This window comes from Buttiauxella sp. BIGb0471, assembly GCF_024807715.1.
Lineage (GTDB): Bacteria > Pseudomonadota > Gammaproteobacteria > Enterobacterales > Enterobacteriaceae > Buttiauxella > Buttiauxella agrestis.
Window position 1 is genome coordinate 828,481 of record NZ_JANUEU010000001.1, and the last position, 14,992, is coordinate 843,472.

The 14,992-nt window shown below is 47.5% G+C and carries 16 protein-coding genes; 10 read left to right on the plus strand and 6 right to left on the minus strand.

Annotation, left to right across the window (positions count from 1 at the left end):
• The first annotated feature begins 79 nt into the window (after window positions 1–79).
• Entirely contained in the window at window positions 80–1,189 is a 1,110-nt protein-coding gene (rnd, locus tag M2371_RS03900; RefSeq protein ID WP_259266933.1) for a ribonuclease D, read from the plus strand.
• A gap of 160 nt (window positions 1,190–1,349) precedes the next feature.
• Here the strand turns inward: rnd and minE are convergent, their stop codons facing one another.
• Genes minE through minC form a run of 3 tightly spaced genes read right to left on the minus strand, consistent with a single transcriptional unit; the run spans window position 1,350 to window position 3,176 of the window.
• Complete coding sequence (minE, locus tag M2371_RS03905; RefSeq protein ID WP_034455225.1) at window positions 1,350–1,628, minus strand: cell division topological specificity factor MinE; 279 nt, start codon at window positions 1,626–1,628, stop codon at window positions 1,350–1,352.
• Window positions 1,629–1,631: 3 nt separating this feature from the next.
• Complete coding sequence (gene minD, locus M2371_RS03910; protein WP_034495914.1) at window positions 1,632–2,444, minus strand: septum site-determining protein MinD; 813 nt, start codon at window positions 2,442–2,444, stop codon at window positions 1,632–1,634.
• A gap of 24 nt (window positions 2,445–2,468) precedes the next feature.
• Window positions 2,469–3,176: a septum site-determining protein MinC gene (gene minC, locus M2371_RS03915; protein WP_172893926.1), complete on the minus strand. Its 708-nt coding sequence runs from the start codon at window positions 3,174–3,176 to the stop codon at window positions 2,469–2,471.
• A 126-nt stretch (window positions 3,177–3,302) separates the two neighbouring features.
• On the opposite strand from minC, the gene M2371_RS03920 reads away from it, so the two are divergent.
• The 7 genes from M2371_RS03920 to M2371_RS03950 all read left to right on the plus strand — a co-directional run bounded on the left by M2371_RS03920 (window position 3,303) and on the right by M2371_RS03950 (window position 8,446).
• Window positions 3,303–3,578, plus strand: a complete 276-nt coding sequence (locus tag M2371_RS03920; RefSeq protein ID WP_259266934.1) for a YcgL domain-containing protein — start codon at window positions 3,303–3,305, stop codon at window positions 3,576–3,578.
• A gap of 71 nt (window positions 3,579–3,649) precedes the next feature.
• Window positions 3,650–4,720, plus strand: a complete 1,071-nt coding sequence (locus M2371_RS03925) for a lytic transglycosylase domain-containing protein (RefSeq protein ID WP_259266935.1) — start codon at window positions 3,650–3,652, stop codon at window positions 4,718–4,720.
• A 78-nt stretch (window positions 4,721–4,798) separates the two neighbouring features.
• Complete coding sequence (locus M2371_RS03930) at window positions 4,799–5,458, plus strand: fumarylacetoacetate hydrolase family protein (protein WP_034495908.1); 660 nt, start codon at window positions 4,799–4,801, stop codon at window positions 5,456–5,458.
• A 90-nt stretch (window positions 5,459–5,548) separates the two neighbouring features.
• On the plus strand, window positions 5,549–5,995 hold the full coding sequence (locus M2371_RS03935) for a YcgN family cysteine cluster protein (RefSeq protein ID WP_172893928.1): 447 nt from the start codon (window positions 5,549–5,551) through the stop codon (window positions 5,993–5,995).
• A 298-nt stretch (window positions 5,996–6,293) separates the two neighbouring features.
• Window positions 6,294–7,817 carry a sensor domain-containing diguanylate cyclase gene (locus M2371_RS03940; RefSeq protein WP_172893929.1) on the plus strand — a complete coding sequence of 508 codons (1,524 nt, stop codon included), beginning with the start codon at window positions 6,294–6,296 and terminating at the stop codon, window positions 7,815–7,817.
• Between the two features lie 144 nt (window positions 7,818–7,961).
• Complete coding sequence (locus tag M2371_RS03945; protein WP_404979380.1) at window positions 7,962–8,138, plus strand: cold-shock protein; 177 nt, start codon at window positions 7,962–7,964, stop codon at window positions 8,136–8,138.
• A gap of 71 nt (window positions 8,139–8,209) precedes the next feature.
• Window positions 8,210–8,446 carry a DUF333 domain-containing protein gene (locus tag M2371_RS03950; RefSeq protein WP_115628293.1) on the plus strand — a complete coding sequence of 79 codons (237 nt, stop codon included), beginning with the start codon at window positions 8,210–8,212 and terminating at the stop codon, window positions 8,444–8,446.
• Between the two features lie 48 nt (window positions 8,447–8,494).
• On the opposite strand, the gene dsbB is transcribed toward M2371_RS03950, so the two are convergent.
• The gene (dsbB, locus tag M2371_RS03955; RefSeq protein WP_115628294.1) at window positions 8,495–9,025 is read right to left on the minus strand and encodes a disulfide bond formation protein DsbB; all 531 of its coding nucleotides are present in this window, start codon (window positions 9,023–9,025) and stop codon (window positions 8,495–8,497) included.
• Window positions 9,026–9,168: 143 nt separating this feature from the next.
• Window positions 9,169–10,734: a Na(+)/H(+) antiporter NhaB gene (gene nhaB / locus M2371_RS03960; protein ID WP_259267266.1), complete on the minus strand. Its 1,566-nt coding sequence runs from the start codon at window positions 10,732–10,734 to the stop codon at window positions 9,169–9,171.
• 298 nt (window positions 10,735–11,032) lie between these two features.
• Between nhaB and fadR the strand changes: the two genes are divergently transcribed.
• Entirely contained in the window at window positions 11,033–11,752 is a 720-nt protein-coding gene (gene fadR, locus M2371_RS03965; protein WP_034495902.1) for a fatty acid metabolism transcriptional regulator FadR, read from the plus strand.
• 64 nt (window positions 11,753–11,816) lie between these two features.
• Here fadR and M2371_RS03970 read toward each other — a convergent pair whose 3' ends face one another.
• Window positions 11,817–13,352: a SpoVR family protein gene (locus tag M2371_RS03970; RefSeq protein ID WP_034496297.1), complete on the minus strand. Its 1,536-nt coding sequence runs from the start codon at window positions 13,350–13,352 to the stop codon at window positions 11,817–11,819.
• A gap of 326 nt (window positions 13,353–13,678) precedes the next feature.
• Between M2371_RS03970 and M2371_RS03975 the strand changes: the two genes are divergently transcribed.
• A complete protein-coding gene (locus M2371_RS03975; RefSeq protein ID WP_259267267.1) occupies window positions 13,679–14,977 on the plus strand; it encodes a D-amino acid dehydrogenase in 1,299 nt (432 codons plus the stop codon).
• The last annotated feature ends 15 nt before the right edge of the window (window positions 14,978–14,992 follow it).

The window sequence follows — 14,992 nt, forward strand, 5'->3', positions numbered from 1 at the left end:
CCGAGTCAGTCGCCCTAACGCCGGTTCGCCGGCGTTTTTTATGGGCGCAAACCTATGAGAACTGAATTTGACTTACCAAATGATTACGACCGATGAAGCCCTTGTCCGCGTTTGCGAAGCGGCTCGTCAATTTTCAGCCGTCGCGCTGGATACCGAATTTGTGCGCACTCGCACCTATTACCCGCAACTGGGCTTGATTCAGCTTTACGATAGCGAAACCGCTTCGCTTATCGACCCGCTGACAATCACCGACTGGTCGCCGTTCAAAGCGTTGTTGCAAGACACCGCGGTGATTAAATTCCTGCATGCTGGCAGCGAAGATCTGGAAGTGTTCCTTAATGCTTTTGGTATGTTGCCCGATCCATTTATTGATACGCAGATTCTGGCTGCTTTCAGTGGACGTCCGCTTTCGTGCGGTTTTGCGACCATCGTCGAATCGTTTACCGGTATTGCACTGGATAAAAGCGAATCTCGTACCGACTGGATTGCGCGCCCGCTCACTGAACGCCAGTGTGAATACGCTGCCGCAGACGTGCTCTATTTGCTGCCTATCGCGCATAAACTGATGGAAGAGACAAAAGCGGCGGGTTGGATGGATGCTGCGCTGGACGAGTGCAATTTGATGGCTGCACGTCGTCAGGATGTTCTGGACCCAGAAGAAGCCTGGCGCGAAATCGGCAATGCCTGGCAGCTTAGAACGCGTCAGTTGGCGTGCCTGAAGAAACTGGCATCCTGGCGTCTGCGTAAAGCGCGTGAACGCGATATGGCGGTTAATTTCGTGGTGCGCGAAGAACATCTCTGGCAGGTCGCACGTTATATGCCGGGTTCATTGGGTGAGCTTGAGCACCTGGGCCTGAGCGGCAGTGAAATTCGTTTCCACGGCAAATCGCTATTGGCAATGGTGGTGGAAGCGCAGGCTTTGTCGGACGAGGAATTACCCGAGCCGCTAAGCAATCTTGTTGATATGCCGGGTTATCGTCGTGTCTTTAAAGCGATTAAAGCTCTGGTGCAGCAGGTGAGTGAAACCAGCGGCTTAAGTGCTGAATTACTGGCGTCGCGTAGACAAATTAATCAGTTGCTAAACTGGCACTGGAAATTAAAAACGCAATCAACGCAACCAGAATTAATCGTTGGCTGGCGTGGTCGTCTTATGGGCGAATCGCTAAAAACGTTATTGGCTGATTTTTAATATTGACTAAAAGGTTACTGGGAATAATTACAGTATTAGCTTCTGTAATAATGGAATAGAGAAATTAACCTTTAAGAATAGTCTGTATTAAGAAGTGTGTTAGCGTAAAAATAAATAAACCCCCTCGATATTTCCAGGGGGTTTATTATGCGAACAACCATTACGCAGATTTTGTTGTTGCTTCCTGCGTCTCTGGTAACGTTACGTTAAGTTCCAGAACAGAAATATCATCATCTTTTTGATCGAGAACGACGGTTAACATCTCCGGATCGATTTTGACATATTTGCAAATCACTTCCAGAATATCGCGTTTTAATTGCGGCAAATAGTGCGGTTCACTATCACCACGGCGGCGTTCTGCAACAATGATTTGCAGGCGTTCTTTTGCGATGTTGGCGGTGTTCTTTTTCCGTGAGAGAAAAAAGTCTAGTAATGCCATAACTTATCCTCCGAACAGGCGTTTGAGGAAGCCTTTCTTCTCTTCTTCAATGAAGCGGAAAGGGCGATCTTCGCCAAGCAGGCGCTCAACAGTATCTGCATACGCTTTACCGGCATCAGCCTCCTGGTCAAGAATGACCGGCTCACCCTGGTTTGAAGCACGCAGCACAGATTGATCTTCAGGAATCACGCCAACCAGAGGAATGCGCAGGATTTCCAGCACATCTTCCATGCTTAGCATGTCACCGCGGTTTACACGGCCTGGGTTGTAGCGAGTTAACAACAGGTGTTCTTTAATCGGTGCTTCACCGTTTTCGGCGCGGCGCGATTTAGAAGAAAGAATCCCAAGAATACGGTCAGAGTCGCGTACTGAGGAAACTTCAGGGTTAGTGGTGATAACCGCTTCATCAGCAAAGTAGAGCGCCATTAGCGCGCCAGTTTCGATGCCCGCAGGGGAATCGCAAACGATAAATTCGAAGTCCATATTTTTCAGGTCTTCAAGCACCTTCGCCACGCCTTCGCGGGTAAGGGCGTCTTTATCGCGGGTCTGAGAAGCGGGCAGAATATAAAGCTGCTCAGTGCGTTTATCTCTGATTAACGCCTGGTTTAATGTGGCATCGCCTTGAATAACGTTCACGAAGTCATAAACCACGCGACGCTCGCAGCCCATAATTAAATCCAGGTTACGCAGGCCAATATCAAAATCGATAACGACGGTTTTTCTTCCCTTCTGGGCCAAACCCGTAGCGATGGCCGCGCTGGACGTGGTCTTACCGACGCCCCCTTTACCCGATGTAACAACAATAATGCGTGCCATAAAGGAATTCCTTGTTAAAAGGGCTTAATTCAAAGGTTGAACGGAGAGAGCACCACTCGCCAGACTCAGGCGCGCCGCTTTCCCATAATAATCGGCTGGTATTTGCTCACTCAGCCAGTATTCACCCGCTATTGAGACCAACTCAGCAGCAAGATTTGTACAGAATATTTGTGCATCACGATCGCCACTGGCACCCGCCAGAGCACGGCCACGCATCATGCCGTAAACATGAATATTACCATCAGCGATAAGTTCTGCACCGGCACTGACGTGATTGGTGATAATCAAATCACAGTTTGGTGCATAAATGCGCTGACCGGAACGAACCGGGGTATCAATCAAACGCGTTTTTGTGACAGGGTTAACAACTGGCTCGACGGAGGGCGCAACCTCAACAGGCGCGGCCTTCGTACGTGAATTTTTTTCTTTCCCTTCAGTCAGAAGCGGTAAGCCGGCGCGTTCAATTTCTTTCTTCAACGCTTCGTCTTTACAGCCACTAATCCCTACGACGCGTAAACCCGAAGAAACCACGGCTTGCTGGATTTTCTTCCAGTTTACTGAACCATCAAGGCCGGCAACATTCACCACCACCGGTGCATTTTTCAGAAAGGCTGGAGCCTGAGAAACTTTGTCCTGAAGGGCCTGGAGAATCACCTCGGGTTGTGCGTCATGTAAGTGAAGCACTGATAAGGTAAAACTGCTGCCTTTTAACTCGATCGGCGTGTTTGACATCCTGCCCTTACTCAATTCAGTTTTAATCCCCACCGGTGTGGGACGATATTCCGAAGTACATCTGGCATGTTATAGTCACAGGTATATTCAGGCAAGCCACCATCTGGCGAAAATAGAGTAAAAAAAATGTTTTGTGTGATCTACAGAAGTAGTAAACGTGACCAGACATATCTTTATGTCGAAAAAAAAGACGATTTCTCTCGCGTGCCGGAAGAATTGATGAAAGGTTTTGGTGTACCTCAATTGGCGATGATATTACCGCTTGATGGGACTAAAAAACTGGCCAATGCTGATTTTGAAAAAGTGAAACAAGCACTCAAAGATGATGGCTATTATTTACAGTTACCGCCGCCGCCAGAAAGTTTGTTAAAAATTCACCTGGAAAATAGTCCGAAAAAATAACTTTAGGACTAGCGCCAAATCTTCTCTATACATAAAGGTAGATGATATTTACAACAAATAACCCGGGGAAAATGATGAATACTCCAGCAATTTGTTTAACAGTCATCACCTTTATGCTCACCTCTTTCAGCGCGACTTCTGTCAGTGCGCAGACGCAATCACCTGTAAACGCACCGGTTGTGGGGCAATCTGAGGCAAAGCCTGCGGCCCCAACGCTTGCACAAGAAGGGCGTAACCCCGACGAGTTTCCCGCCTATCTCGAAACACTCAAAGCCCAGGCGAGAGTTCAGGGAATCAGCGAAAACACCATCAACAACGCGTTCGCGAATGCACATTTTGTTGATCGGGTCATAAAATCAGACCAGAACCAGCTCGAAAAGAAAATTATGCTTGATGAATACCTGGCGCGAGTGATCACGCCGGAAAAAATTCAACAGGCGCGTGAGCAATTCAAGCAACATCAAAATGAATTAAGCGCGATAAGCAGCCGTACCGGCGTACAGAGCCAGTACATCGTTGCGCTGTGGGCAATGGAAAGTCATTTCGGTGAAATCCAGGGCAAGGAGGACATCGTTTCTGCGCTGGCCACACTGGCATTTGAGGGGCGGCGTGAGGCGTTCTTCACCAAAGAATTAATGTCATCATTAAAGATTCTCGACCAGGGGCATATTACGGTTGATGAACTAAAAGGCTCCTGGGCGGGCGCGATGGGGCAGAACCAGTTTATGCCGAGTTCGTATCTGCGTTATGGCGCAGACGGAGACGGCGACGGGAAAATAGATATCTGGACAAACACCAGCGACGTTTTCGCCTCAACCGCGAATTACCTGAAAACCGAAGGCTGGAGAGCCGGAGGGGATTGGGGAACGGCAGTCATTTTGCCTGTGGATTTTGACAGCACATTAGCAGGCACAAAAACGGGGCAGGGCAAAACGGTTAGCCAGTGGGAAAAACTAGGCGTCAAATTTGAAGAAGGTGTCAAACAACCAGCATCTTCGCAAAAAGCCTGGGTCATCACGCCTGACGACAACCTGGGGCGCTCATTCCTTGTCTACAACAACTTCCGCACGATTATGCACTGGAACCGCTCTTACTACTTTGCGATAAGCATCGCGACTATGGCCGATGCAATCGCACAATAACTGATACTCATCAGTATTCAGTCGGGATTTTTTTCTCTAGTATCAAATGTAGTTAACACAACGACGCAGAGGAAAGGCATGTATCAGCATCATAACTGGCAGGGCGCGCTGCTGGATTTTCCGGTCAGCAAAGTAGTGTGCGTAGGCAGTAACTACGCAAAACATATCAAAGAGATGGGCAGTGCAACGCCCGATGAACCCGTATTGTTTATTAAACCTGAAAGTGCGCTGTGTGATATTCGCCAGCCGCTGGTACTGCCACAAGATTTTGGTTCAGTGCATCACGAAGTTGAACTGGCGATTCTGATTGGTTCTACCCTGCGACAGGCCACTGAAGATCACGTTACTAAGGCCATTGCGGGATATGGAGTGGCGCTGGACCTGACGTTGCGCGACTTGCAAGGTAAACTGAAAAAAGCAGGGCAGCCTTGGGAAAAGGCAAAAGGCTTCGATAACTCTTGCCCCATTTCAGGTTTTATTCCTGCCAGTGAATTTAAAGGTGATCCGCAAAACTCTCCGATAGCCTTAAAGATCAATGGCGAAGTCCGCCAGCAAGGCTCTACTTCTGACATGATCCACAAGATCGTGCCGCTCATTGCCTACATGAGCCGGTTCTTCACTTTGCGAGCGGGCGATGTGATCCTTACCGGCACCCCGGAAGGGGTTGGGCCACTTAATAGCGGCGATGAACTGGAAGTCAGTTTTGCCGATCGTAGTTTGACCACCCGCGTTCTATAATGAATTTGCCGCCTGCGGGCGGCAAAACTTGCATCTGTAGCCCAGACTGTTTATAAGGTGCGCTTGTTTTTTTATTACCGGATAAACATTATGACTACAGTACCGTTCTGGCAGTGCAAAACTCTGGACGAAATGAGTGACTCAGAATGGGAGTCTCTCTGTGACGGCTGTGGTCAATGCTGTCTCAATAAATTGATGGATGAAGACACAGACGAAATCTATTTCACCAACGTCGCCTGTAAGCAACTCAACATCAAAACCTGCCAGTGCAAGAACTACGAGCGTCGTTTTGAGTTCGAACCCGATTGCATCAAACTCACCCGTGAAAATTTGCCGACTTTCGAATGGCTTCCGCATACTTGCGCTTATCGCTTGTTAGCTGAAGGCAAAGACTTGCCTGCATGGCACCCGTTGTTGACTGGTTCAAAAGCGGCCATGCACGGGGAACGAATTTCTGTGCGTCATATCGCTGTGAAAGAGTCCGAAGTGCGCGACTGGCAAGACCACATTTTAAACAAACCTGAGTGGGCGAAATAACCCTACGGTGGAATAGCGCTATAGCTTTGGGGTATAGCGCTAAAATGTATTGTAGACCGCATATTTCACAATATTTAATTCTTTAAAATCTCTTTAGATTTCCTTTTATTAATATTACAAATATTAACGATGCGCATTGTTTTTGTATTTGATTTGATAAATGTTTGTAAAATAAAATTTATTCTAATAAATAATGTATCTTTCTCGAATTTGTATATAATTAGCGCCCGTTTTAACAGTGTAGAACTATTTCTCAATTGAGAATGTGATTTTATTAGTGTTCGTGGCGATTTTAGAAATGAAGAAACTATCGACAAACAAAGCCATAATAATCAACATGTCTGTCATGTTGATTCCTTTTATCTTTCTTTGCACTTGTGCATTTTTCTACATTAAATACGAAAAAGAAAGCGATTTTAGAGACACAATGAGAAGGTTTACCGATAACTCTGCAAAATCCTGCGTGGAGCGCCCGGTGGACGAGATGAAATTATTATTGCTTTCACTGTCAGATAATATGAAAGGGGATGCAATTGAAAAGTATTTGTCTTCAGAATACATCGATCTCAATATGGTTATCCCTTCAATTGTTGACTCGACAATGTTTTTTAGTTCTGCGTTGGTTTCTGATGTGTTTGAAAATTACAAAATTTACCCAGAAATTAAAATAAGTCCATTTGCTCCAAGTGCGAGGCCATGGTACCCACACGCAGGAATAAAAGATGAAATAATATTTTCTGACCCTTATGAGACATTGAAGCTGGATAGGTCTCAAGAACAGTCCAAACTTTCTGTCACTGTCAGTATGAATATATTCGACGCGCATTCGCAACAAGTAGGAAACGTTGCGTTCGATCTCGATATGAAGAACATGAGCAGAATGCTTCAGGAGGTCTCGATACCTTATGATGGCAGGTTTGAAATTGCCTCGCGAAGCGGTGTTGTTGTCATGTACTCAAATACCGATGATGTATTTAAGCGGACAATACCGAAGTCATGGCTAGTTAAAACCACCGAACGCTATGGCTCTTTTGTTGATGAGGAAACTGGGAAGATTGTTTATTACCGTGCATATAACAATCCTGGTTGGATAGCCTATACATCTGTAAATATAGCAACCTATACCAATACTTTTGAATCTGAATACAAACTACTGGCTTTGGTTATTCTTATATCATCTGTTTTTTATTTTGTTGTGATTGCACTGTTTAGAATCTATTTCAAGCGTTTGATTAGCCTGTTATACATGAGTAGTAATGGTCTTGAGGTTAATAGCCAGGTTGAAAACTTTGAAAGTCTTTATGAAGGGATGGTGCAAAAACATAAGCATCTTAAAGAAGTTGAAACTCTGTCTGTAACCGATACCTTAACTCAGGCAGGAACGCGTCGTAAATTTGAGCAAGATGCCGCCGATTTACACAACAAGAATATCAGCTTCCACCTCGCCATCATCGACCTGGATAACTTCAAGCAAATTAATGACACGTTTGGGCATCCCGTGGGTGACACAGTGCTGAAAAATGTCTGTCGCATTGGGACAAGAATAATGGGGGACGATTATTCGATTTACCGTTTTGGCGGCGAAGAACTGGTGGTGATTTTCCCTGATATCACATTTAAACAATCTTACGAATTGATGGACGAATGGCGAAATGAAGTTGCTGAACGAATCTGGCGTGAAGAATCACTCAAAGTGACGTTTAGCTGTGGAATGGTAGAAGCTGATTCTGCGCAGGGTCTGGATAAAATGTTAGAGCAGGCGGATAAACTTCTATATCAGGCTAAAAAGAACGGCAAGAATTGCATTGTAGCAGCCATATAAAATCTAAATTTATTCGCTAGCCCCAGTGGAATGGGGCGATGCAGACTAAACTGCTAAGGTTTGTCCGACTTGTGAAAATAAATCGTACAAACCTGTTTTTCCCTGATACAGTATCCTTTCAATAACAAATAAAAGTAGGTTTTTATCCAATATCTATCATTTAAGTGTCCGTCATGTGGCGGTTCACAGTATCGCACTTCCCCCTACGATGTCCGAGAAACAAATCCCTTTGGCGCTGTTTGTATCTTCTGTAAATCAGGGATGCACCTCCTTCATCGTCCGATGAGTGCGATTCATCAACATAATGCAGTGGCTCGCTAAGAGCTGATTCCGCTGGTTTTGCTTTTCCCACTCCTGCACTGTTACCATTTGGCCTCCATAACGGAGGAATAATGAAAAAAATAACAATACTGCTTGGGGCGATCATTCTCAGCGGTTGTTCATCACCTGAACCCACCGCACCCAAACCACCACAGGTTATCGGCATGCCGAACCCAGCGTCTGTTTACTGCCAGGCTAAAGGCGGGGAATTACGGACGGTGAAAACCGATTTGGGTGAGCGTGGCGATTGCTTGCTGCCGAGTGGAGAACGGATGGACCAGTGGGAGTTATATCGACGCGACCACTAATAATAAAAAACCCGCCAAGGCGGGTTTTTGTATTTCTGGAAAATGATATTAGCGTCCGAACAGATCACGACGCTTTGGCTTGAAAGGCTGAGCAATCAAGACCAGTACTGCAATCAGCAGGAAGATAGCAAAAATACCCACTAACCACTGCACCATATCCAGTGTCAGGAACTCCCATTGGCGCACGGAACAATCACCAGTTGCCACAAACACGGACGGCAGCCACTTATCGAGTGGGAGCCAGCTTGGGAAACGTGCGGCAAAATCGCAAGTCACAAACGGGGAAGGGTGAAGCTGAAGCATGGTGTGTTCCCATGCTAATTGCAGACCTTTCCCGGCGCTGTAAATCCACAGTGCAATCCCGGCATAGCGCAACGGTGTTTTTGGCGCAATCGCGCCGACAATCCCTGCACCCATAATGCCAAACAGCGCACAACGCTCGTAAATACACATCACACAAGGTTTCAGCATCATCACGTGCTGGAACCACAATGCCACCATTTCCAGAGCGAAGGCAGTGAAGGCCAGAAGAAGCCATGCACCGCGCCCGCGGGAGCATTGGTTTAAATATCGCAACATAATCAGTATCCCTGCAACATGCGTTGAGTCGGCAGTGTAAACGAATTCGATTTCTGTGCCAGTAGGCACATCAAAATAACACGCTAATTGAATGTTTATCAGACAAAAAACTAAACGAGTTGTAGACAACCCGTTAGTTTTGTTTAGTGCTTTACGGCACCCATAATTGGCGATGAAATCCAACCGGCATGTGTCATCCACTCGGTTGCCGGTACCAAAGTAAATTCAACGCACAACAGACCGACAAGCGTCAGTACCAGCGTATACGGCAATGCCATTAGCACCATGCGCCCGTACGAAAGACGAATGAGCGGAGCCAGCGCTGAAGTCAGCAGGAACAAGAATGCGGCCTGGCCGTTTGGCGTGGCGACTGAAGGTAAATTCGTGCCGGTGTTAATCGCTACCGCCAATAACTCAAACTGTTTGAGATCGATAATACCGTGGGTAAGAGCGGCTTTCGCTTCGTTGATGTAAACGGTGCCGACGAACACATTATCGGAAATCGACGACAAAATGCCGTTGAACAGATAGAACAACGCCAGCTGCGAATGCGGTTCAGCCTGCAATACAAAGTGGATAACGGGTGTAAACAAATGCTGGTCGATTATCACGGCCACAACAGCGAAAAACACCGTAAGCAGGGCAGTGAAGGGTAACGCCTCGGTAAATGCTTTGCCTATCTGATGTTCATCAGTCACGCCGCACAGCGAGGTAGCAAAGATAATCACCGATAACCCGATTAACCCAACCTCGGCTAAATGCAGTGCCAGAGCAATCACCAGCCAGACGCCAATTAACGCCTGAATCACCAGTTTCACTTTGTCCTGACGGGTACGTTTTTGCGCACTTTGGGTATCGTAGTCTTGCAAAATACTGCGAACTTTTTCCGGCAGCTTTTCGCCATAACCGAGGATCTTAGTTATCTCCAGCAGTACGCAGGTCGCTAAACCACAGATCAGAACAGGAATTGTCACCGGTGCCATACGCAGAAGGAAATCACCAAAATGCCAACCCGCACTTTTCGCGATAATCAGGTTCTGCGGCTCGCCGACCATCGTCATCACGCCACCGAGCGCGGTGCCGACACCGGCATGCATCATCAGGCTGCGTAAAAATGCGCGGAATTGTTCGAGAGTGGAACGGTTATCGGAATCAAGGAGAGTGTCATCCTGGATATCATCGTCGAGACACCCGGTAGAGGCAACACGGTGGTAAATATCATAAAAACCCACCGCGACGCTGATGACGACCGCGACCACTGTGAGGGCATCCAGAAATGCGGATAAAAATGCCGCAGCAATACAAAAAGAGAGTGAAAGCAGAATTTTTGAACGGATACCCAGCAGCAACTTGGTAAAGACCAGAAGCAAAAGCTGCTTCATAAAGTAGATGCCCGCCACCATAAATATCAGCAGCAGCAACACTTCAAGATTTGAGGCAATTTCTTCCCGCACATGATCGGCACTGGTCATCCCAACAAACACCGCTTCAATGGCCAGCAGGCCACCAGGCAAAAGCGGATAGCATTTCAATGCCATTGCGAGGGTGAAAATAAACTCTGCAACCAACAGCCAGCCTGCAATAAATGGGCTGACAAACCAAAAGACCAACGGGTTAATGACTAAAAAAGTCAGTAAAGTCAGTTTGTACCAGTTCGGTGATTGACCTAAGAAGTTGCGGAATAGCGCGCGCCCGGTAGACATTTCCATCGTAGAATTTTCATGCTCCATTTATCCGTATTACCTCGAAGCCGGGTGAGGTGAAGCCATCTCCCCGATCTTAAAAGCGAAATAGTGCGGATAAATATAAAGTTGCGTTCAGTTGTGTCGTTTCAGGGTACTCGCGCACAAGATATCAATCAAGGCATAGGAATATTCTTTAGTTGTGTGATTGACCCACAAAATTAAACCATGATTCCAGAATTGGCGCTTGTCACCGCTACCTGCGCCGCAAGGCATCTGGTATGATGAGTCTCTTTAGCAAAACCTGTGTAATGGAAAGCATACTATGGTCATTAAGGCGCAGAGCCCAGCGGGTTTCGCGGAAGAATACATCATCGAAAGTATCTGGAATAACCGCTTCGCGCCGGGAACTATTCTTCCGGCAGAACGCGAATTATCCGAACTGATTGGTGTGACCCGTACCACATTGCGCGAGGTGCTTCAGCGTCTGGCGCGTGATGGCTGGTTAACGATTCAGCATGGTAAGCCGACCAAAGTGAACAACTTCTGGGAAACCTCCGGTTTAAACATTCTGGAAACTCTGGCGCGTCTCGATCACGACAGCGTGCCGCAGTTGATCGATAACCTGTTGTCAGTGCGAACGAACATCGCGACTATTTTTATTCGTACCGCTGTTCGTCAGCATCCGGATAAAGCGCAAGAAGTTCTGGCGACCGCGAACAGTGTTGAAGACCATGCTGATGCGTTTGCAAAGCTTGATTACAACATTTTCCGTGGCCTGGCATTTGCTTCAGGAAACCCGATCTACGGTCTAATCCTCAATGGAATGAAAGGGTTATATACCCGTATCGGGCGTCATTATTTCTCAAGTCCGGAAGCACGCAGCCTGGCGTTAGGTTTCTACCATCGTCTGGCTGAAATTTGCCAACAAGGTTTGCACGATCAAGTCTTTGATACCGTGCGTACTTACGGGCGTGAAAGTGGTGATATCTGGCATCGAATGCAGAAAAATTTACCGGGCGATTTGGCGATGCACAGCCGATAGGCGAACATCATCCGTGCCGATAGCAAAACGAAAAACGCTTCCCGAAGGAAGCGTTTTTTTATGCTTACAGACTATTGAGCCTTGGAGGGCAGCGTTCAAGTAACTCAACACTGCCATCTTCATTTTGCTGCTCAAGAGTGACATCAAAACCCCAAAGGCGATGAACATGCTTCAGCACTTCACGACGGCCTTTATCCAGCGGGGCGCGGTTATGCGGGATGTATCGCAAAGTCAGCGAACGGTCGCCACGTAGATCAACGTTCCAGACCTGAATGTTAGGCTCAAGGTTACTCAGATTGTACTGAGCAGACAGCTCGGCACGAATCTTACGATAACCCTCTTCGTTATGAATGGCGGCAATTTCAAGATAGTTATTGCGGTCATCGTCCAGCACCGTAAACAGGCGGAAATCACGCATCAGTTTTGGCGACAAAAACTGGCTGATAAAGCTTTCATCTTTGAAATCGCGCATTGCGAAATGCAGCGTTTCCAGCCAATCTTTACCCGCAATATCCGGGAACCAATAACGGTCTTCTTCAGTTGGTGACTGACAAATCCGCTTGATGTCCTGAAACATCGCGAAGCCGAGTGCATACGGGTTAATTCCGTTGTACCACGGGCTGTTATACGGCGGCTGGAACACCACATTAGTGTGGCTATGCAAGAACTCCAGCATAAACCTGTCGGTCACTTTTCCTTCATCATACAGATGGTTAAGAATGGTGTAGTGCCAGAACGTCGCCCAGCCTTCGTTCATCACCTGAGTCTGTTTCTGCGGGTAAAAATACTGGCTGACTTTACGCACGATACGTAAAATCTCACGCTGCCAGGACTCCAGCAACGGCGCATTTTTCTCCATAAAATAGAGTAAGTTTTCCTGTGGCTCAGAAGGATAACGGCGCGCTTCGGCCACCGTCTTTTCTTCTTCACGACGTGGGAGCGTGCGCCACAACGTGTTCACCTGGCTTTGCAGATACTCCTCGCGGCTTTTTTGCCGGGCGGTCTCTTCTTGCAGGGATATTTTTTGCGGACGTTTGTAACGGTCAACGCCGTAGTTCATCAACGCATGGCAAGAGTCGAGCAGACGTTCAACTTCGTCCACGCCGTAGCGTTCTTCACACTCGGTAATATATTTACGCGCGAAAATCAGGTAATCGATAATCGAGCTGGCATCCGTCCAGCTACGGAATAAGTAGTTGTTTTTGAAGAAGGAGTTATGCCCGTAGCACGCATGAGCAATCACCAGCGCCTGCATCGTGATGGTGTTTTCTTCCATCAGATAGGCGATACACGGATTGGAGTTGATGACAATTTCGTAGGCCAGACCCTGTTGCCCGTGCTTATACAGCCGTTCCGTTTCAATGAATTTTTTACCAAACGACCAATGAGGATAGTTAATCGGCATCCCGACACTCGAATACGCATCCATCATTTGTTCGGAGGTAATCACTTCAATTTGATGAGGATAAGTCTCCAGACGATAGAGTTTGGCAACACGGTCTATCTCAGCGAGATAGACATCAAGCAGCTCGAACGTCCAATCAGGTCCATCACTTAGACGTTTAGAATCCTTTGTGGCGGAATCAGTAACAATAGCCATCAGCGCGCCCTCATTGTTGGCGGCTCTCTCTGAATGGAAAGCCTCACTTTCAAGAATAGACAACTCCTGAAACTTAGCTGCTGCAAGCAAAATTTTTTCCACGCGATTTACGTATTCCAATGCCCCGTTATTAATCCAATAAGTAGCATAATATTTTGTTGAAAATATTGTACCAAGCAGGAGATTCCAATAATCACGAAGCGGCTATGTCAGGCCAGGATGTGAGGGAAGTCACTATAACAAAGCCATATGTTGAATAACATTTTCATCTGAGTTATCAATTTGTAATCAGAAGATTATTCTTTTAGCTAAATGGTGGAATGGTTATGCATGTTGTGGTGCTGGGAAGTGGCGTAGTCGGTGTCAGCAGTGCCTGGTATTTGCGCCAGGCTGGGCATGATGTCACGGTTATCGACAGGGAAGTTGGGCCGGCAATGGAAACCAGCGCGGCGAATGCCGGGCAAATTTCGCCGGGTTATGCCGCGCCATGGGCAGCACCTGGCGTTCCGCTCAAAGCCATTAAATGGATGTTTCAGCGCCATGCGCCGTTGGCAATCAGCCTCGATGGCACACAGTTCCAGCTCAAATGGATGCTGCAAATGTTGCGTAACTGCGACATGCGCCATTACATGGAAAACAAAGGTCGCATGGTGCGTCTTGCGGAATATAGTCGCGACTGCCTGAAAGAATTGCGCCATACCACCAATATTCAGTACGAAGGACGGCAGGGCGGCACGCTTCAGTTGTTCCGCACCGCGCAGCAATACGAAAACGCTGCCAAAGATATCGCTGTTCTCAAAGATGCAGGCGTGCCTTATCAGCTACTTGAAGCCAGTCGCTTAGCCGAGGTCGAACCTGCCCTGGCTGATGTCGCCCATAAACTGACCGGTGGATTGCGGTTACCCAATGATGAAACGGGTGATTGCCAACTGTTTACCCAAAATCTGGCGCGTATGGCGGCAGAGGCGGGCGTTGAGTTTCGTTTCAACACGCCTGTCGATCGTTTGCTGTATGAAGGGCAAAGTATTTATGGCGTGCAGTGCGGTAAAGAGGTCGTCAAAGCGGATGCTTATGTCGTCGCTTTCGGCTCCTATTCGACTGGTTTACTGAAAAATATCGTTGATATTCCTGTCTATCCGCTCAAAGGCTATTCACTGACCATCCCGATTGCCGATGAGCAAGGCGCGCCGGTTTCGACTATTCTCGATGAAACATACAAAATTGCTATCACGCGTTTTGACCAGCGCATCCGCGTGGGCGGGATGGCAGAAATTGTTGGCTTTAACACTGAGTTGCTGCAACCGCGTCGTGAGACTCTGGAAATGGTCGTGCGTGATCTTTATCCGCGTGGTGGGCATGTGGAGCAGGCAACATTCTGGACCGGTCTACGTCCGATGACGCCAGATGGCACACCGATTGTTGGGCGCACTCCGTTCAAAAATTTGTGGCTCAATACCGGCCATGGCACGCTGGGTTGGACGATGGCCTGTGGCTCAGGCCAGATGCTCAGTGACTTAATTTCTGGAAGAACGCCCGCCATTCCTTTTGATGATCTCGCGGTGGTGCGTTACTCACCGGGTTTCAGGCCGACAGGCTCGCAGCGTCTGCACAACGCTCATAACTAAATTAAAACAAGGAGA